Here is an 18,724-nt window from a genome sequence, read left to right on the forward strand (position 1 = left end):
TCGTTACCCGTCATGACCTGCCACACAGCTCGGTCAGCGCTTCGGCCGTCACCGGCGACACCACACCTTCCTCCGTGACGATCGCCGTGACCAGCTCAGGAGGCGTCACATCGAAGGCCGGGTTGTACGCCTGGGTCCCCAGCGGTGCCACGCTCACCCCGCCCCCGGGGCCGCCCGCGCCACCCGCAGTCGGCGATGTGACCTCTGTCACTTCATGGGCGGCGCGCTGCTCCACCTCGATCGAGGCGCCGTCCGGGGTGTCCGGGTCGATCGTGGTCACCGGCGCCACCACCAGGAAGGGCACATGGTGGTAGCGCGCGAGCACCGCGAGCGGGTAGGTGCCCACCTTGTTGGCGACCGAGCCGTCGGCGGCGATCCGGTCCGCGCCCACGAGCACCGCGTCCACCTCGCCCGCCGAGAAGAGCGAACCCGCCGCGTTGTCCGTGAGCAGTGTGTACGCCATGCCGGCCCGCGCGGCCTCCCAGGCGGTCAGCCGCGCCCCCTGCAGCAGCGGCCGGGTCTCGTCCACCCACAGCCTGCGCAGCTGCCCCCGGTCGTGGGCGGCCCGCGCGAGGGCGAAGGCGGTGCCGCGCCCGCCGGAGACCAGCGCGCCCGTATTGCAGTGGGTGAGCAGCCGGTGCCCGCCCCCGGGCAGCAGCTCACCGAGGAGGGCCAGGCCATGGGCGGCCATCCGGTCGCTGGCCTGCGCGTCCTCCCGGTGCAGTGCCCGCGCGGCGGCCAGCGCCGCGACGGCCGCGGCCAGGGCCACCTGGTCCGCGGTGCCCGCGGAGTCCTCCGCGTCCGGTCCCGTCGAGGCCGCCACGGAGGCCGCCCCCGCCAGCGCCCGGTGGTAGGCACCCTGCGCCCTGCGCACCCCCCGGGCCAGGTTGACGGCGGTGGGCCGGGCGGCGGCCAGCGCCTCCGCGGCCTCGTCCACGTCGAAGCCGCGGGCCGCGGCCAGTGCCACCCCGTACGCCCCGGCGATGCCGAGGACCGGCGCCCCGCGGACCACCAGGGTGCGGATCGCCTCCACCAGGGAGGGGGGATCCGTGCAGACGTACTCGGCCTCCTCGGCCGGGAGCCGGGTCTGGTCGAGCAGGACGAGGACGGGGCCCTCCGGGGGCTCCTCCCAGCGGATCGTGGGAATGCCGTCGGCCGGTGCATCCACCTGTGCGCGCGCTTCGTGATCTGCCATCCGCACAGTGTGCCCGCCCCCGGCGCCACTATTGAAGGTGCACTGCCCCGGCAGCACCCGGTCCGCCCGCCGACGCCCCATGGCACGATGGGCGCCAAGCTGCCGCCGCGACCGCGGACGGGCACCGAGAAGGAGCGACGATGAACGACTCTCCGGGCTGGGCCTCGCCCGGATCCTCCCCCTCCGACGGGCAGGAGCCCGGCGCCCCCGGCCAGGAGGCGGCGGGCGGCCAAGGCGATCCCTCCTCGAACCCGGGCGGTCCCTCCTCGAAGTGGTCCGGCAACCAGCCCCCTCCCGCCCAGTGGACGGCCCCCGGCGGCGGACAGCCGGGGCAGGGCCCGCCCCCGCGGCAGCAGCCCGGCTGGGGACAGCCCGGCGGCGGCCCGGGACCCTCGGGCCCAGGAGGCGGCGGCTGGGGAGGCGGCCCCGCAGGAGGCGGTCCCGGCCGGGGCGGACCCGGCTGGGGAGGCTTCGGCGGCTGGGGAGGCCCCCCGCCCGCGGCCAAGCCCGGGGTGATCCCGCTGCGCCCGCTCGGCGTGGGCGAGATCCTCGACGGCGCGGTCTCCACGATGCGCAAGCACTGGCGCACCGTCCTCGGCATCTCGCTGACCGTCGCCGTCGTCACCCAGGTCGCCGTGGTCCTCCTCCAAGGCCTCTACCTCAACGACATGACGGACACCTCCGCCCTGGAGGACGAGACCGCGAGCCTCGACGAGGTCGCCGACGCCATGGGCGACGCCCTGCTCGGCTCCGGCATCGTCCTGCTGATCTCCCTGATCGGCACCATCGTCGCGACCGCGCTGCTGACCACCGTCACCAGCCGCGCCGTGATCGGCAGGCCGGTCAGCACCGCGGAGGCCTGGCGGGACGCCCGGCCTCAGATGGTGCGCCTGCTCGGCCTGACCCTGCTGCTGCCGCTGATCGCCCTCGCCGTCGTCACCCTGGCCTGCCTGCCCGCCCTGCTCGTCGCGCTCGGCTCGGACGGCTCCGACGCCGCGGTCGGCCTGCTCGTCCTCGGGCTGCTCGCCGGCGCCGCCGTCGCGATCTGGCTGACCGTGCGCTTCTCCCTCGCCTCGCCCGCGCTGATGCTGGAGAAGCAGGGCATCGGCCAGGCCATGCGGCGCTCCACGAAACTCGTCCAGGGTTCCTGGTGGCGGGTGTTCGGCATCCAGGTGCTCGGCGCGATCATCGCCAACGTGCTCTCGTCGATCATCGTCATCCCCTTCACCCTCGTCGCGGGCGCGGTGGGCGAGGGCAGCCTCGACACCTTCCTCAACAACAGCTCCTCCGACATGGGCTGGACCTTCCTGATCATCCAGGGCGTCGGCGCGGTCATCGGCTCCATGCTGAGCTTCCCCGTCTCCGCGGGCGTGACCGTGCTCCTCTACATCGACCAGCGCATCCGCCGGGAAGCCCTCGACCTCGAACTGGGCCGCGCCGCGGGCGTCCAGGGCTACGCCACCGGGAGCTGAGCGGGTGAGGGCGACGGGGGACCTGTTCGGCACGGTGCTGCGCGCGGCGTCCGGCGAGGAACCGCCGGTCGTCGTCTCCCGCGAGGACGCGCGGGAGGCCGCCCGCCGCGAGCTGACCAAGGGCCGGTACCACGACCAGGAACCGAGCCTCTTCCAGCGCGCCCTCGACCGCTTCTGGGACTGGCTGGACCAGCTGCTGAACTCCGCCTCCGGCGCCACCCCCGGCGGCGGACTCGGCCTGACCGTCATCGTCCTCGCCGTGCTCGCCCTCGCCGCCCTGCTGTGGTGGCGGCTCGGCGCCCCCCGCCGCACCCCCTCGGCGGACAAGGGCGCCGCGCTCTTCGAGGACCGCGCCCGCACCGCCGCCGAACACCGCGCCCAGGCCGAGGCGCATGCCGCCCAGGGCCACTGGAACCAGGCCGTCCAGGAACGCATGCGCGCCCTGGTGCGCGCCCTGGAGGAACGCGCCCTCCTCGACCCGCGCCCCGGCCGCACCGCCGACGAGGCCGCCGCCGAGGCCGGCCGCCCGCTGCCCGCCCACGCCGAGCGGCTGCGCACCGCGGCCCGCGCCTTCGACGACATCGCATACGGCGGCCGCCGCGCCACCCCCGCCGCGTACGAGGAACTCACCGCCCTCGACGGCGAACTGGAGCGCGCCAAGCCCGACCTCGCCGCCTCCGCCGCAACCGGCCGCGGCTCCTGGGAGGCGATCCGGTGACCACCGGCGCACCACCGGCCGCCCCCGCACCGGCCGCCCCGACCTCGCTGGCGCCCACCGCCCGCGGACTGTGGCGCGGCGGCCGCGGACCGCTGCTCGCGCTCGCCCTGCTGCTGCTCGCCGCCGCCGTCATCGCCCTCGTACGCTCCGGGGCCGAGCACGGGCGCCTCGACCCGCGCGCCGCCGACCCGCACGGCAGCCGCGCCGTCGCCGAACTCCTCGCCGAACGCGGGGTGTCCACCCGGGTCGTCACCACCACCGCCGAGGCCGAGGCCGCCACCGGCGCGGACACCACACTCCTGGTGGCCCGCCCCGAACTGCTCACCACGGGCCAGCAGCGGCGCCTCGGCCAGCTCGACTCCCGCGGCCGCACCGTCCTGCTCGCCCCCGGGCCCGGCGCGACCCGGCGGCTGGCCCCCGGGACCACCGCCGCCGACACCCCGAGCCTCAACTCGCTGCTCCCGCCCGGCTGTTCGCTTCCCGAGGCCCGCCGCGCGGGCACGGCCGAGGTGGGCGGCGTCCGCTACACCACCACCGCACCCGGCGCCCGGTCCTGCTACCGGGACGCCGGATCCGCCTCCCTGCTGCGGATCCCCGCCCAGGACTCCCCCGGCGACACCGTGCTGCTCGGCTCGCCCGACATCCTCTTCAACGAACGCCTCGACGCCCACGGCAATGCCTCCCTCGCGCTCCAACTCCTCGGCTCCCGGCCCCATCTGGTCTGGTACCTCCCCTCGCTCTCCGACTCCGCCGCCACCGACGGCGAGGAACGCGGCTTCTTCGACCTGATCCCCTCCGGCTGGCTCTGGGGCACCCTCCAACTCACCCTCGCCGCCGTCCTCGCCGCCTTCTGGCGGGCACGCCGCTTCGGCCCGCTGGTCCCCGAACGCCTCCCCGTCGCCGTACGCGCCTCCGAGACCGCCGAAGGCCGCGTCCGCCTCTACCACCGCACCCGGGCCCGCGACCGTGCCGCCGCGGCCCTCCGCTCCGCCTCCCGCCTGCGCCTCGCCCCCCTGCTCGGTGTCTCCCCCGCCCAGGCGCACGCGCCCGAGACCCTGCTGCCCGCCCTGGCCGCCCGGCTCCCCGAGCCCGGCCGGGACCCGCTCGCCCTGCTCTTCGGGCCGCCCCCGCACGACGACGCGGCCCTCATCCAGCTCGCCGATCAACTCGACGCCCTCGAAAGAGAGGTACGCGTTTCATGATGGACCCGACCACTGACAACGCCGGCGGTCCGGGCGGCCCCCGCGCCTCCCTGGAACTCCTGCGCACCGAGATCGGCAAGGCCGTGGTCGGCCAGGACCCCGCCGTCACCGGCCTCGTCGTGGCCCTGCTGTGCCGCGGCCACGTCCTGCTCGAAGGGGTCCCCGGCGTCGCCAAGACCCTCCTCGTACGGGCCCTCGCCTCCGCCCTCGCACTCGACTCCAAGCGGGTCCAGTTCACCCCCGACCTGATGCCCGCCGACATCACCGGCTCCCTGGTCTACGACGCCCGCACCGCCGAGTTCTCCTTCCAGCCCGGGCCCGTCTTCACCCACCTCCTGCTCGCCGACGAGATCAACCGCACCCCGCCGAAGACGCAGTCCTCCCTGCTCGAAGCCATGGAGGAGCGCCAGGTCACCGTCGACGGCACCGCCCGCCCGCTGCCCGAGCCCTTCCTCGTCGCCGCCACCCAGAACCCCGTCGAGTACGAGGGCACCTACCCGCTGCCCGAGGCCCAGCTCGACCGCTTCCTGCTGAAGCTGACGATCCCGCTGCCCTCCCGCGAGGACGAGATCGACGTCCTCACCCGGCACGCCTCCGGCTTCGACCCCCGCGACCTCGCCGCCGCCGGAGTGCGCCCCGTCGCCACCGCCGCCGACCTCGAAGCCGCCCGCACCGCCGTCGCGAAGACCACCGTCTCCCCCGACATCGCCGGATACGTCGTGGACCTCTGCCGCAGCACCCGCGAATCGCCCTCGCTCACCCTCGGCGTCTCCCCCCGCGGCGCGACCGCGCTCCTGTCGACCGCCCGCGCCTGGGCCTGGCTCACCGGCCGCGACTACGTCATCCCCGACGATGTGAAGGCCCTCGCCCTGCCGACCCTGCGCCACCGCGTCCAGCTGCGCCCCGAGGCCGAGATGGAAGGCGTCACCGCCGACTCCGTCATCAACGCGATCCTCGCCCACGTACCCGTCCCCCGCTGACCGAGGAGACATGGCACCCACCGGACGCGCCGCGCTCCTCGCGGCCCTCGGCTCCCTCCCGGTCGGCCTGCTCGCCCCGAGCTGGACCGGCATCCTCGCCGTCGACGGCGCCGTCGCCCTGGCCTGCGCCTGCGACGTCGCCCTCGCCGCCCCCGTACGCCGCCTCGGCCTCAGCCGCACCGGCGACACCTCCGTACGCCTCGGCGAACCCGCCGAGGTCACCCTCACCGTCACCAACACCTCGCGCCGCCCGCTGCGCGCCCGGGTACGCGACGCCTGGCCGCCGAGCAGCTGGCGCCCCGGCACCGAGCAGGACGCCTCCCGGCACACCCTCACCGTCCCGCCCGGCGAACGCCGCCGCCTCACCACCCGCCTGCGCCCCACCCGCCGCGGCGACCGCATCGCCGACCGCGTCACCCTGCGCTCCTACGGCCCCCTCGGCCTGTACGCCCGCCAGGGCAGCCACCGGGTCCCCTGGACCGTCCGCGTCCTGCCGCCGTTCACCAGCCGCAAGCACCTGCCGTCCAAACTGGCCCGGCTGCGCGAACTCGACGGCCGCACCAGCCTGCTCACCCGCGGCGAGGGAACCGAATTCGACAGCCTGCGCGAGTACGTGCCCGGCGACGACACCCGCTCCATCGACTGGCGCGCCACCGCCCGGCAGTCCACCGTCGCCGTCCGCACCTGGCGCCCGGAACGCGACCGGCACCTCCTGCTCGTCCTCGACACCGGCCGCACCTCCGCAGGCCGGGTCGGCGACGCGCCCCGGCTCGACGCCGCCATGGACGCGGCCCTCCTCCTCGCCGCGCTCGCCTCCCGCGCCGGAGACCGCGTGGACCTGCTCGCCTACGACCGCCGCGTACGGGCCCTGGTCCAGGGCAAGGCCTCCGGTGAGCTGCTGCCCGCCCTGGTCGACGCGATGGCCCCGCTCGAACCGGAACTGGTGGAGACGGACTCCCGGGGACTCTCCGCCGCCGCACTGCGCTCCGCGCCCCGCCGCTCCCTCATCGTGCTGTTCACCGGCCTGGAGAGCGCCCCCCTCGAAGAAGGCCTCTTCCCGGTCCTCTCCACCCTCACCGACCGCCACACCGTCCTCATCGCCTCGGTCGCGGACCCGCACATCGCCGGCATGGCCGCCTCACGCGGCAGTACGGAGGCGGTGTACAGCGCGGCCGCCGGGGCCCAGGCGGAGGCGGAACGCCACCGCGTCGCCGCCCGCCTCACCCGCCACGGTGTCCATGTGGTCGATGCCCTCCCGGACGAATTGGCCCCCGCCCTCGCCGACACGTACTTGGCCCTGAAGGCCGCCGGAAAGCTCTGAAAGGGGTCCGGGAACAGGACGGGGAACGGGAATTACCCCTGGAAATGAAAAAAGCCCCCATACCGGTCTCCCGGTACAGGGGCTCTTCTCTACAATTTGTTCGGCGGCGTCCTACTCTCCCACAGGGTCCCCCCTGCAGTACCATCGGCGCTGTAAGGCTTAGCTTCCGGGTTCGGAATGTAACCGGGCGTTTCCCTCACGCTATGACCACCGAAACACTATGAAACACACAACCGAAGCCACACCACACCCACCTGGATGCGGGGCAGCGGTTGTTCGTGGTTTCAGAACCAACACAGTGGACGCGAGCAACTGAGGACAAGCCCTCGGCCTATTAGTACCGGTCAACTCCACCCCTCACAGGGCTTCCATATCCGGCCTATCAACCCAGTCGTCTACTGGGAGCCTTACCCTCTCAAAGGAGGTGGGAACACTCATCTCGAAGCAGGCTTCCCGCTTAGATGCTTTCAGCGGTTATCCCTCCCGAACGTAGCCAACCAGCCATGCCCTTGGCAGAACAACTGGCACACCAGAGGTTCGTCCGTCCCGGTCCTCTCGTACTAGGGACAGCCCTTCTCAATATTCCTACGCGCACAGCGGATAGGGACCGAACTGTCTCACGACGTTCTAAACCCAGCTCGCGTACCGCTTTAATGGGCGAACAGCCCAACCCTTGGGACCGACTCCAGCCCCAGGATGCGACGAGCCGACATCGAGGTGCCAAACCATCCCGTCGATATGGACTCTTGGGGAAGATCAGCCTGTTATCCCCGGGGTACCTTTTATCCGTTGAGCGACGGCGCTTCCACAAGCCACCGCCGGATCACTAGTCCCGACTTTCGTCCCTGCTCGACCCGTCGGTCTCACAGTCAAGCTCCCTTGTGCACTTACACTCAACACCTGATTACCAACCAGGCTGAGGGAACCTTTGGGCGCCTCCGTTACCCTTTAGGAGGCAACCGCCCCAGTTAAACTACCCATCAGACACTGTCCCTGATCCGGATCACGGACCCAGGTTAGACATCCAGCACGACCAGAGTGGTATTTCAACAACGACTCCCCCGCCACTGGCGTGACAAGTTCACAGTCTCCCACCTATCCTACACAAGCCGAACCGAACACCAATATCAAACTGTAGTAAAGGTCCCGGGGTCTTTCCGTCCTGCTGCGCGAAACGAGCATCTTTACTCGTAGTGCAATTTCACCGGGCCTATGGTTGAGACAGTCGAGAAGTCGTTACGCCATTCGTGCAGGTCGGAACTTACCCGACAAGGAATTTCGCTACCTTAGGATGGTTATAGTTACCACCGCCGTTTACTGGCGCTTAAGTTCTCAGCCTCGCCCACCCGAAAGTGAGCTAACCGGTCCCCTTAACGTTCCAGCACCGGGCAGGCGTCAGTCCGTATACATCGCCTTACGGCTTCGCACGGACCTGTGTTTTTAGTAAACAGTCGCTTCTCGCTGGTCTCTGCGGCCACCCCCAGCTCACCCAGCACGTGGGATCACCAGAAATGGCCCCCCTTCTCCCGAAGTTACGGGGGCATTTTGCCGAGTTCCTTAACCATAGTTCACCCGAACGCCTCGGTATTCTCTACCAGACCACCTGAGTCGGTTTAGGGTACGGGCCGCCATAAAACTCGCTAGAGGCTTTTCTCGACAGCATAGGATCATCCACTTCACCACAATCGGCTCGGCATCAGGTCTCACCCCTATGTACGACGGATTTACCTATCGCACGGGCTACACCCTTACCCCGGGACAACCACCGCCCGGGATGGACTACCTTCCTGCGTCACCCCATCACTCACCTACTAACCGCTTGGACCGGCGGCTCCACCACTCCCCTCAACTCCGAAGAGATCAGGGCGGCTTCACGGCCTTAGCATCACGATGCTCGATGTTTGACGCTCTACAGCGGGTACCGGAATATCAACCGGTTATCCATCGACTACGCCTGTCGGCCTCGCCTTAGGTCCCGACTTACCCTGGGCAGATCAGCTTGACCCAGGAACCCTTAGTCAATCGGCGCACACGTTTCTCACGTGTGTATCGCTACTCATGCCTGCATTCTCACTCGTGAACCATCCACCACTGCCTTCCGGCGCGGCTTCACCCGGCACACGACGCTCCCCTACCCAACCCAACACCCGTTAGGGCTATCTGCTGGATTGACACGACTTCGGCGGTACGCTTGAGCCCCGCTACATTGTCGGCGCGGAATCACTTGACCAGTGAGCTATTACGCACTCTTTCAAGGATGGCTGCTTCTAAGCCAACCTCCTGGTTGTCTCTGCGACTCCACATCCTTTCCCACTTAGCGTACGCTTAGGGGCCTTAGTCGATGCTCTGGGCTGTTTCCCTCTCGACCATGGAGCTTATCCCCCACAGTCTCACTGCCGCGCTCTCACTTACCGGCATTCGGAGTTTGGCTAAGGTCAGTAACCCGGTAGGGCCCATCGCCTATCCAGTGCTCTACCTCCGGCAAGAAACACACGACGCTGCACCTAAATGCATTTCGGGGAGAACCAGCTATCACGGAGTTTGATTGGCCTTTCACCCCTAACCACAGGTCATCCCCCAGGTTTTCAACCCTGGTGGGTTCGGTCCTCCACGAAGTCTTACCTCCGCTTCAACCTGCCCATGGCTAGATCACTCCGCTTCGGGTCTTGAGCGCGCTACTATACCGCCCTATTCGGACTCGCTTTCGCTACGGCTTCCCCACACGGGTTAACCTCGCAACACACCGCAAACTCGCAGGCTCATTCTTCAAAAGGCACGCAGTCACGAGACAAGCACAAGTGCTTGCCCGACGCTCCCACGGCTTGTAGGCACACGGTTTCAGGTACTATTTCACTCCCCTCCCGGGGTACTTTTCACCATTCCCTCACGGTACTATCCGCTATCGGTCACCAGGGAATATTTAGGCTTAGCGGGTGGTCCCGCCAGATTCACACGGGATTTCTCGGGCCCCGTGCTACTTGGGTGTTCTCCAAACGAGCCGTTGATGTTTCAGCTACGGGGGTCTTACCCTCTACGCCGGACCTTTCGCATGTCCTTCGCCTACACCAACGGTTTCTGACTCGTCGACCAACCGGCAGATTGATCAAGAAGAATCCCACAACCCCACATGCGCAACCCCTGCCGGGTCTCACACACACATGGTTTAGCCTCATCCAGTTTCGCTCGCCACTACTCCCGGAATCACGGTTGTTTTCTCTTCCTGCGGGTACTGAGATGTTTCACTTCCCCGCGTTCCCTCCACATGCCCTATGTGTTCAGGCATGGGTGACAGCCCATGACGACTGCCGGGTTTCCCCATTCGGACACCCCCGGATCACAGCTCGGTTGACAGCTCCCCGGGGCCTATCGCGGCCTCCCACGTCCTTCATCGGTTCCTGGTACCAAGGCATCCACCGTGCGCCCTTAAAAACTTGGCCACAGATGCTCGCGTCCACTGTGCAGTTCTCAAACAACGACCAACCACCCGTCACACACCACCAACGTGATGCTTCACCGGGGCCGGCACTGAAGGCAGCCTCAACGGCCGTACCTTCAGACACCCAACAGCGTGCCCGACACCCCCAGCTCCACGATCTTCACGTTCCACGCCCTTACGAGCAGTACTAGCGAACCCACCGAACCGAGTGTGCCGAGTAGTCAACGTTCCACCCATGAGCAACCAGCGCGAGACGTTCGCTCGCGATCTGGCCTCTGGACTGTTCGGCAGAGCCGGACAGCCGAGAAGTGCTCCTTAGAAAGGAGGTGATCCAGCCGCACCTTCCGGTACGGCTACCTTGTTACGACTTCGTCCCAATCGCCAGTCCCACCTTCGACAGCTCCCTCCCACAAGGGGTTGGGCCACCGGCTTCGGGTGTTACCGACTTTCGTGACGTGACGGGCGGTGTGTACAAGGCCCGGGAACGTATTCACCGCAGCAATGCTGATCTGCGATTACTAGCGACTCCGACTTCATGGGGTCGAGTTGCAGACCCCAATCCGAACTGAGACCGGCTTTTTGAGATTCGCTCCACCTTGCGGTATCGCAGCTCATTGTACCGGCCATTGTAGCACGTGTGCAGCCCAAGACATAAGGGGCATGATGACTTGACGTCGTCCCCACCTTCCTCCGAGTTGACCCCGGCGGTCTCCCGTGAGTCCCCAGCACCACAAGGGCCTGCTGGCAACACGGGACAAGGGTTGCGCTCGTTGCGGGACTTAACCCAACATCTCACGACACGAGCTGACGACAGCCATGCACCACCTGTACACCGACCACAAGGGGGACCCTGTCTCCAGAGTTTTCCGGTGTATGTCAAGCCTTGGTAAGGTTCTTCGCGTTGCGTCGAATTAAGCCACATGCTCCGCCGCTTGTGCGGGCCCCCGTCAATTCCTTTGAGTTTTAGCCTTGCGGCCGTACTCCCCAGGCGGGGCACTTAATGCGTTAGCTGCGGCACGGACAACGTGGAATGTTGCCCACACCTAGTGCCCACCGTTTACGGCGTGGACTACCAGGGTATCTAATCCTGTTCGCTCCCCACGCTTTCGCTCCTCAGCGTCAGTATCGGCCCAGAGATCCGCCTTCGCCACCGGTGTTCCTCCTGATATCTGCGCATTTCACCGCTACACCAGGAATTCCGATCTCCCCTACCGAACTCTAGCCTGCCCGTATCGACTGCAGACCCGGGGTTAAGCCCCGGGCTTTCACAACCGACGCGACAAGCCGCCTACGAGCTCTTTACGCCCAATAATTCCGGACAACGCTTGCGCCCTACGTATTACCGCGGCTGCTGGCACGTAGTTAGCCGGCGCTTCTTCTGCAGGTACCGTCACTCACGCTTCTTCCCTGCTGAAAGAGGTTTACAACCCGAAGGCCGTCATCCCTCACGCGGCGTCGCTGCATCAGGCTTCCGCCCATTGTGCAATATTCCCCACTGCTGCCTCCCGTAGGAGTCTGGGCCGTGTCTCAGTCCCAGTGTGGCCGGTCGCCCTCTCAGGCCGGCTACCCGTCGTCGCCTTGGTGAGCCACTACCTCACCAACAAGCTGATAGGCCGCGGGCTCATCCTGCACCGCCGGAGCTTTCCACCCACTTGGATGCCCAAGCAGGTCAATATCCGGTATTAGACCCCGTTTCCAGGGCTTGTCCCAGAGTGCAGGGCAGATTGCCCACGTGTTACTCACCCGTTCGCCACTAATCCCCCACCGAAGCGGGTTCATCGTTCGACTTGCATGTGTTAAGCACGCCGCCAGCGTTCGTCCTGAGCCAGGATCAAACTCTCCGTGAATGTGTACCGGTAATCCGGTCACACACACGAGAGCGGAACCAGGAAGAGGAATAATCCCCCCGGTCCACAGCATCCTCGCTGTGTGTTTCTTCAAAGGAACCCAAACCCAAGACAGCCACAAACGACTGCACCAGAGTCAGGGGTATCAACATATCTGGCGTTGACTTTTGGCACGCTGTTGAGTTCTCAAGGAACGGACACTTCCTTCGTACTCACCCCGACCATTCAGCCGAGGCTTTCCTCCGGGCGTTTCCCTTCGGTGTTTCCAACTCTACCAGACGCTTTCCGTCCCGATTTCCGGTCCGTAATGTCATCCAGTGGCCGTTGGAGAGCCGTACCTATTCAGTTGCCTTCCGGCTCCCTTTCGGTGGACCCGACTTTATCAGAGGTTTTCCGCCGGATTGACCGGTGGTCTGTTCTGACTGAATCGGAATGGCTCCGGTGGAAGTGACTTCCGCAGAGCCTTATAGATTTTCTCAAGTACCACCGAGCCGGCAGTCACTGCCTCGCTCTAGGCAACTGTTCGAATCTACCTCCCCACGCGCTCCGTGTCAACGGAGTCCGTGCGGCGAAGAGGAGACTAGCAGCTCACGGCTTCCCGATGCACATCAGGCGGCGAGCGGCACCGTGGCGCTGCGTTCGGCCTCCTCCACGTCACCCGTCTCGCCGAGTTGCACGGCCCGGCGGCCGAGGATCCACACGTACAGCAGGAAGGCCGCCTCGGCCGCGACCCCGATGGTGATCCGGGCCCAGGTCGGCAGACCGGAGGGGGTCACGAAGCCCTCGATGGCGCCGGAGACGAAGAGCACCAGGGCCAGGCCGACCGCCATGCCCAGCGCGGAGCGGCCCTCTTCGGCGAGGGCGGTGCGGCGGCTGCGCGGCCCGGGGTCGATGACGGTCCAGCCCAGGCGCAGCCCCGTACCGGCGGCGACGAAGACGGCGGTGAGTTCGAGCAGGCCGTGCGGCAGTACCAGGCCGAGGAAGGTGTCCAGGCGGCCCGCGGAGGACATCAGGCCGATGCCCACGCCGAGGTTGAGCATGTTCTGGAAGAGGATCCAGATGACCGGCAGGCACAGGAAGGCGCCGAGGACGAGGCACATCGCCGCCGCCTGCGCGTTGTTCGTCCAGACCTGGGCGGCGAACGAGGTGGCGGGGTGGCTGGAGTAGTACGTCTCGTACTCGCCGCCGGGGCGGGTCATCTGGCGGAGCTCGTCCGGGGCGGCGATGGTCGCCTGGACCTCGGGGTGGGTGCCGATCCACCAGCCGAGCAGGGCGGCGAGGGCCGTGGAGAGCAGGGCGGTCGGCACCCACCAGCGGCGGCTGCGGTAGACGGCGGCGGGGAACCCCTCGGTGAGGAAGCGGGTCACATCGCGCCAGGAGGCGCGGCGGGTGCCGGTGACGGTGCTGCGCGCACGGGCGACGAGCTGGGTGAGCCGACCGGTGAGCTGGGGGTCGGGGGCGCTGGACTGGATCAGTGAGAGGTGGGTGGCGGCACGCTGATAGAGGGCGACGAGTTCGTCCGCCTCGGTACCCGTCAGGCGGCGCCGGCGGCGCAGGAGCGCGTCGAGCCGGTCCCACTCCTGGCGGTGGGCGGCGACGAAGACGTCGAGGTCCATCTGCGGCTGCTCCTCCTCGTCCGGCAGGGACTGCGTGGTACTGCGTGCGGCGCGGTGCGCCTCAGCTTGGCAGACTGGCCGTGCGAGGGGCAGGCCAGGGCGGAAGGGCGGCGGGGGCATGACGGAGTTCGTGACGGGTGAGGCGGTGGCGCTGGAGTTGCGGCCTGCCCGGTTGCCGAGCCGTGCCCTGGCGGTGCTGCTCGATCTGGTGGTGGCCCTGACGGTGTATGTCGTCCTGATCCTCGCCCTCGCCGCGGCGACCGCCTCGCTCGACGAGGCCGCGCAGGCGGCGATAGCCGTGGCCTCGTTCCTGCTGCTGCTCGTGGGTGTGCCGATCGCGGTGGAGACCCTGAGCCACGGTCGTTCGCTGGGCAAGCTCGCCTTCGGCCTGAGGGTGGTACGGGACGACGGCGGGCCGATCCGGTTCCGGCACGCGCTGGTGCGCGGGGCGATGGGTGTGGTCGAGATCCTGATGACCATGGGTGTGGTGGCCTGCATCGCCTCGTTCGTCTCGGCGCGCGGGCGGCGGCTCGGCGACGTCTTCGCGGGGACGCTGGTGGTGCGGGAGCGGATACCCGTGGCGCGTACGGGTTTTGTGGCGCCGCCGCCTCCGCAGGTGGCGGCCTTGTTCACGGGTCTCGACCTGTCCGGGGTGCCGGACGAGCTGTGGCTGGGCGTACGGCAGTACCTGGGGCGGATGGGGCAGCTCGACCAGCAGATCAGCTGGTCCATGGCGGGGCGGCTCGCCAACGAGGTCGCGGCGCGGACCGGGGCTCCGGTGCCGCCGGGGATGCCGCCCGCGATGTATCTGGCGGGGGTCCTTCAGGAACGGCAGGCGCGGGACGCGCATCGGGCCTTCGGGGGTGGTGCGGGGGCATCGCACGCGCCCCAGCCGCACACCAATACGCCGTACACCAATGCACCGTACGGAGCGCCGCAGCCGGCCCAGCCGTATACGCCCGCGCCACAGGGCTGGCCGTCGCGGCAGCACCCCGCCCACCAGCCGCCTGCCCCACAGGCGCACCCCGTGCCTCCGGTGCCCGCAGCCGCGCCTGCGCCTGCGGATCGTCCCGCTTCGGAGGGGCGTCCTGCCTCGGGGACGGGCTTCGCGCCGCCCGCGTGAGTCCGGGCTCATGAGTCCGGGCTGAGGCGGCCCCGTCGCGCGGCCGGTTCAGGTGCGGCCGGTTCAGGTGAAGACCGAGGGTGGTGACTCCAGGTCCTCCAGCTCGATTCCGGGGGCCGCGAGGACCACGTCCCCGGCGAGGTGGATCTCCGCCTGCTCACCGGTGTCCAGGGCTGTGACCTGGTACGTGTCCACGGTGAGGGTCCCGTTGTCAGTGGGGTGTGCTTCGCTCCTCAGCAGCGCCCAGGACTGGTCCAGGGTGCGCGGGGCGAGTACCGGATCCGTGAGGGCGAGGAGCCTGACGCGGGTGGCGGGGGCGCCGGGGCTGAGGTCGAGCAGGCGGGATGTGGCGATGAGGAAGGCCGGAGAGGTGCCGGTGAAGGCGTGGGCGGGCGCGTTGCCCTCGGTGGCGTGGACGCCGGTGGGGTCGGTGCGTACCCAGGTGACGCCGTCGATGGCGGCGCCCTTCACCTGCCACTCGAAGGCGTGCGCCTCCAGGCGAATAGGGCGGCCCAGCGCGTCGAGCGCCAGGTCGACGGAGCCGGTGGGGCTGCCGTCGGGAGCGGTGAGCCGGGAGACATAGCGCCAGCCGGAGGGCCCGGGGGCGCACTGGAAGCGTTCTTCTCCGAGGGGGGTGTGGTCGTGGGGGTCGTGCAGGGAGTAGCGGCCGCGGGGCATGGGGTGCGGGTCCTTCTCGGCCTGCTGGGCCGGCTCGCGGGTGTGCGGTGGGCCCTGGCCGCGCGGTCGGCGCGCGGCCGGAGCGGTGCGCTGACGGGCACAGGCCCCCACCGGTTCGGGCGAGGGCCTGTGCGGGGCGGTCGTCCACCGGATCCCGGGCCGGGATGCCCGGGATCGGCGGCGCGGCCGTCAGTAGCGGTAGTGGTCCGACTTGTACGGGCCCTCGACCTCGACGCCGATGTACGCGGCCTGCTCCGGGCGCAGCGTCGTCAGCTTGACCCCGAGGGATTCCAGGTGGAGGCGGGCGACCTTCTCGTCGAGGTGCTTGGGGAGCACGTAGACGTCGGTCGGGTACTCGTCGGGCTTGGTGAACAGCTCGATCTGGGCCAGGGTCTGGTCCGCGAAGCTGTTGGACATCACGAAGGAGGGGTGTCCGGTCGCGTTGCCCAGGTTGAGCAGGCGGCCCTCCGAGAGCACGATGATCTTCTTGCCCTCGGGGAAGGTCCAGGTGTGGACCTGCGGCTTGACCTCGTCCTTGACGATGCCGTCGATCTTCGCGAGACCGGCCATGTCGATCTCGTTGTCGAAGTGGCCGATGTTGCCCACGATCGCCTGGTGCTTCATCTTGGCCATGTCCGAGGCCATGATGATGTCCTTGTTGCCGGTCGTGGTGATGAAGATGTCGGCGGTCTCGACCACGTCGTCGAGCGTGGCGACCTGGTAGCCGTCCATCGCCGCCTGCAGCGCGCAGATCGGGTCGATCTCGGTGACGATCACGCGGGCGCCCTGGCCGCGCAGCGACTCCGCGCAGCCCTTGCCGACGTCGCCGTAGCCGCAGATCACGGCCGTCTTGCCGCCGATGAGGACGTCAGTGGCGCGGTTGATGCCGTCGACCAGAGAGTGGCGGCAGCCGTACTTGTTGTCGAACTTCGACTTGGTGACGGCGTCGTTGACGTTGATCGCGGGGAACAGCAGGGTCCCCTCGCGGTGCATCTCGTACAGGCGGTGGACGCCGGTGGTGGTCTCCTCGGTCACGCCGCGGATCTCCGAGGCGAGCTGGGTCCACTTCTGCGGGTTCTCGCCGATGGTGCGGTGCAGCACCTCGAGGATGACGCGGTGCTCGTCGTTCTCGGCGGTGTCGACGGCGGGGACCTTGCCGTCCTTCTCGTACTCGACGCCCTTGTGGACGAGGAGCGTGGCGTCACCGCCGTCGTCGAGGACCATGTTCGGGCCGCCGGTGGGGGTGTCCGGCCAGGTCAGCGCCTGCTCCGTGCACCACCAGTACTCCTCGAGCGTCTCGCCCTTCCAGGCGAAGACGGGGATGCCCTGCGGGTTGTCCGGGGTGCCCTCGGGGCCGACGGCGATGGCCGCGGCCGCGTGGTCCTGGGTGGAGAAGATGTTGCAGGAGGCCCAGCGGACCTCGGCGCCCAGGGCGGCCAGGGTCTCGATGAGGACGGCGGTCTGCACCGTCATGTGCAGGGAGCCGGTGATGCGCGCGCCCGCGAGGGGCTGCGCGGCGGCGTACTCCTTGCGGATCGACATCAGGCCGGGCATCTCGTGCTCGGCGAGAGTGATCTCCTTGCGGCCGAACTCGGCCAGGGAAAGGTCGGCGACCTTGAAGTCCTGTCGGTTGTCGACAGTGGTCATGTCGAGCTGCTCCTCGTGATGGGTCGAGGGTGGGTACGGCTGGCTGAGCGGCGGCGGACACAACTGTGGCCGGGCGCGCGCAAAGCAGTCCGTCGGAGGCCCTCTCTCCCTCGGCCGGCCCGCGTCGCGGGTCGCCCGACCGCCATCAGCAGCGACGTCTGGCTCTGGTCACGAATCTACACCGATCGGCCCGGCCGACCCCAGCCCGCCCCGGGAATTCGTGCCCCGCCCGCGGCGGCGGACCGGGGAGCCAGGGGCCCCGGCGGGACGCCGGGTGGTGGCGGCACTCGGGGCGAAATCGCTGGTCGAGACGGTCGGGGCCGCGGGCGCGGAACGGGCCTCGCGGCGCGGACGAGGAGGTGGAGTGAGGACAGCCACAGTCGAGCTTGGCGGGAAGTGCCCGCCGTACGGCCTGAGATCAGTGGCCGGGGGCGTCCTTGGCGGGGCCGCCGGGTGAGGCCTCCGGGGAGGCGCCGGCGGCGGCCTCGGCCGCGCTGTAGATGTCGGGCTCCAGGTAGATGACGCGGGCGATCGGGACGCTGTCGCGGATCCGGGCCTCGGCCGCGTCGATGGCCTCGGCGACCTGGGCGGCGGTGTCGTCGTGGCGGACCGAGATCTTGGCGGCGACGAGGAGTTCCTCGGGGCCGAGGTGGAGCGTGCGCATGTGGATGATGCCGGTGACCGTGTCCCCGTCGACGACCGCCTTCTCGATCTTCGCGACGTCCTCGGTGCCCGCGGCCTCTCCGAGGAGGAGCGACTTGGTCTCGGCGGCGAGCACGATCGCGATGACGATGAGGAGGACACCGATGCACAGGGTGCCGATGCCGTCCCAGACGCCGTCGCCGGTCGCCAGGGCCAGTCCGACGCCGCCGAGGGCGAGGACCAGACCGACCAGCGCGCCGAAGTCCTCCAGGAGCACCACCGGCAGCTCCGGGGCCTTGGCGCGGCGGATGAACTGCGACCAGCTCAGCTTCCCGCGCAGGAGGTTGGACTCCTTGATCGCCGTACGAAAGGAGATGCTCTCGGCGATGATCGCGAAGACCAGGACGCCGACCGGCCAGTACCAGTGCTCCAGTTCGTGGGGGTGCTTGATCTTCTCGTAGCCCTCGTAGATCGCGAACATGCCGCCGACCGAGAAGAGGACGATGGAGACGAGGAAGGCGTAGATATAGCGCTCGCGGCCGTAGCCGAAGGGGTGCTGCGGGGTGGCTTCGCGCTGGGCCTTCTTGCCGCCGAGGAGGAGCAGGCCCTGGTTGCCGGAGTCCGCGAGGGAGTGCACCGACTCGGCGAGCATCGAGGACGATCCGCTGAAGAGGAACGCCACGAACTTCGCCACCGCGATCGCGAGGTTGGCGCCCAGTGCCGCCACGATCGCCTTGGTGCCGCCTGAAGCACTCATGTGTTCCCGAAGTCCCTTCGTACGTGACGCGCAGCCGCCCGCCCCTGGCGTGCTCGGCCGCGCCTTGCGGTCGCCGTTCCGGCTTTGCCG

At 68.7% G+C, this 18,724-nt stretch carries 11 protein-coding genes and 3 rRNA genes; 6 read left to right on the plus strand and 8 right to left on the minus strand.

Annotated elements, in window-relative coordinates:
* Positions 1 to 10: 10 nt before the first annotated feature.
* On the minus strand, positions 11 to 1,195 hold the full coding sequence (gene mtnA, locus MID12_RS10780; RefSeq protein ID WP_040249354.1) for an S-methyl-5-thioribose-1-phosphate isomerase: 1,185 nt from the start codon (positions 1,193 to 1,195) through the stop codon (positions 11 to 13).
* 140 nt (positions 1,196 to 1,335) lie between these two features.
* Between mtnA and MID12_RS10785 the strand changes: the two genes are divergently transcribed.
* Genes MID12_RS10785 through MID12_RS10805 form a run of 5 tightly spaced genes read left to right on the plus strand, consistent with a single transcriptional unit; the run spans position 1,336 to position 6,888 of the window.
* Entirely contained in the window at positions 1,336 to 2,667 is a 1,332-nt protein-coding gene (locus tag MID12_RS10785; protein WP_263166487.1) for a glycerophosphoryl diester phosphodiesterase membrane domain-containing protein, read from the plus strand.
* Between the two features lie 4 nt (positions 2,668 to 2,671).
* Entirely contained in the window at positions 2,672 to 3,385 is a 714-nt protein-coding gene (locus MID12_RS10790; protein ID WP_263166490.1) for a DUF4129 domain-containing protein, read from the plus strand.
* Complete coding sequence (locus tag MID12_RS10795; protein ID WP_263166493.1) at positions 3,382 to 4,587, plus strand: DUF4350 domain-containing protein; 1,206 nt, start codon at positions 3,382 to 3,384, stop codon at positions 4,585 to 4,587. Before MID12_RS10790 ends, MID12_RS10795 begins: the two co-directional genes overlap by 4 nt.
* Positions 4,584 to 5,567, plus strand: coding sequence for an AAA family ATPase (locus MID12_RS10800; protein WP_040249362.1), 984 nt, complete (start codon positions 4,584 to 4,586; stop codon positions 5,565 to 5,567). The genes MID12_RS10795 and MID12_RS10800 overlap by 4 nt, the downstream gene beginning before the upstream one ends.
* 10 nt (positions 5,568 to 5,577) lie before the next feature.
* Positions 5,578 to 6,888 carry a DUF58 domain-containing protein gene (locus MID12_RS10805; RefSeq protein ID WP_263166497.1) on the plus strand — a complete coding sequence of 437 codons (1,311 nt, stop codon included), beginning with the start codon at positions 5,578 to 5,580 and terminating at the stop codon, positions 6,886 to 6,888.
* A 98-nt stretch (positions 6,889 to 6,986) separates the two neighbouring features.
* Here the strand turns inward: MID12_RS10805 and rrf are convergent.
* The 4 genes from rrf to MID12_RS10825 form a co-directional block, all read right to left on the minus strand.
* A 5S ribosomal RNA gene (rrf, locus tag MID12_RS10810) occupies positions 6,987 to 7,103 on the minus strand.
* Positions 7,104 to 7,202: 99 nt separating this feature from the next.
* Positions 7,203 to 10,325 (minus strand): 23S ribosomal RNA (locus MID12_RS10815).
* Positions 10,326 to 10,643: 318 nt separating this feature from the next.
* Positions 10,644 to 12,171 (minus strand): 16S ribosomal RNA (locus MID12_RS10820).
* Together the 16S, 23S and 5S rRNA genes form the textbook arrangement of a ribosomal RNA operon.
* Positions 12,172 to 12,779: 608 nt before the next feature.
* Positions 12,780 to 13,787: a stage II sporulation protein M gene (locus MID12_RS10825; RefSeq protein WP_263166500.1), complete on the minus strand. Its 1,008-nt coding sequence runs from the start codon at positions 13,785 to 13,787 to the stop codon at positions 12,780 to 12,782.
* 118 nt (positions 13,788 to 13,905) lie between these two features.
* On the opposite strand from MID12_RS10825, the gene MID12_RS10830 reads away from it, so the two are divergent.
* Entirely contained in the window at positions 13,906 to 14,910 is a 1,005-nt protein-coding gene (locus MID12_RS10830) for an RDD family protein (RefSeq protein WP_263166502.1), read from the plus strand.
* A gap of 63 nt (positions 14,911 to 14,973) precedes the next feature.
* On the opposite strand, the gene MID12_RS10835 is transcribed toward MID12_RS10830, so the two are convergent.
* From MID12_RS10835 to MID12_RS10845, 3 genes are all read right to left on the minus strand, one after another.
* The gene (locus MID12_RS10835; protein ID WP_263166503.1) at positions 14,974 to 15,588 is read right to left on the minus strand and encodes a hypothetical protein; all 615 of its coding nucleotides are present in this window, start codon (positions 15,586 to 15,588) and stop codon (positions 14,974 to 14,976) included.
* A gap of 189 nt (positions 15,589 to 15,777) precedes the next feature.
* Positions 15,778 to 17,235, minus strand: coding sequence for an adenosylhomocysteinase (gene ahcY, locus MID12_RS10840; protein ID WP_040249376.1), 1,458 nt, complete (start codon positions 17,233 to 17,235; stop codon positions 15,778 to 15,780).
* Between the two features lie 418 nt (positions 17,236 to 17,653).
* Positions 17,654 to 18,634 carry a cation diffusion facilitator family transporter gene (locus MID12_RS10845; protein WP_263166506.1) on the minus strand — a complete coding sequence of 327 codons (981 nt, stop codon included), beginning with the start codon at positions 18,632 to 18,634 and terminating at the stop codon, positions 17,654 to 17,656.
* Positions 18,635 to 18,724: the final 90 nt, after the last annotated feature.

The organism is Streptomyces sp. SCSIO ZS0520 (assembly GCF_025643355.1).
Lineage (GTDB): Bacteria > Actinomycetota > Actinomycetes > Streptomycetales > Streptomycetaceae > Streptomyces > Streptomyces physcomitrii.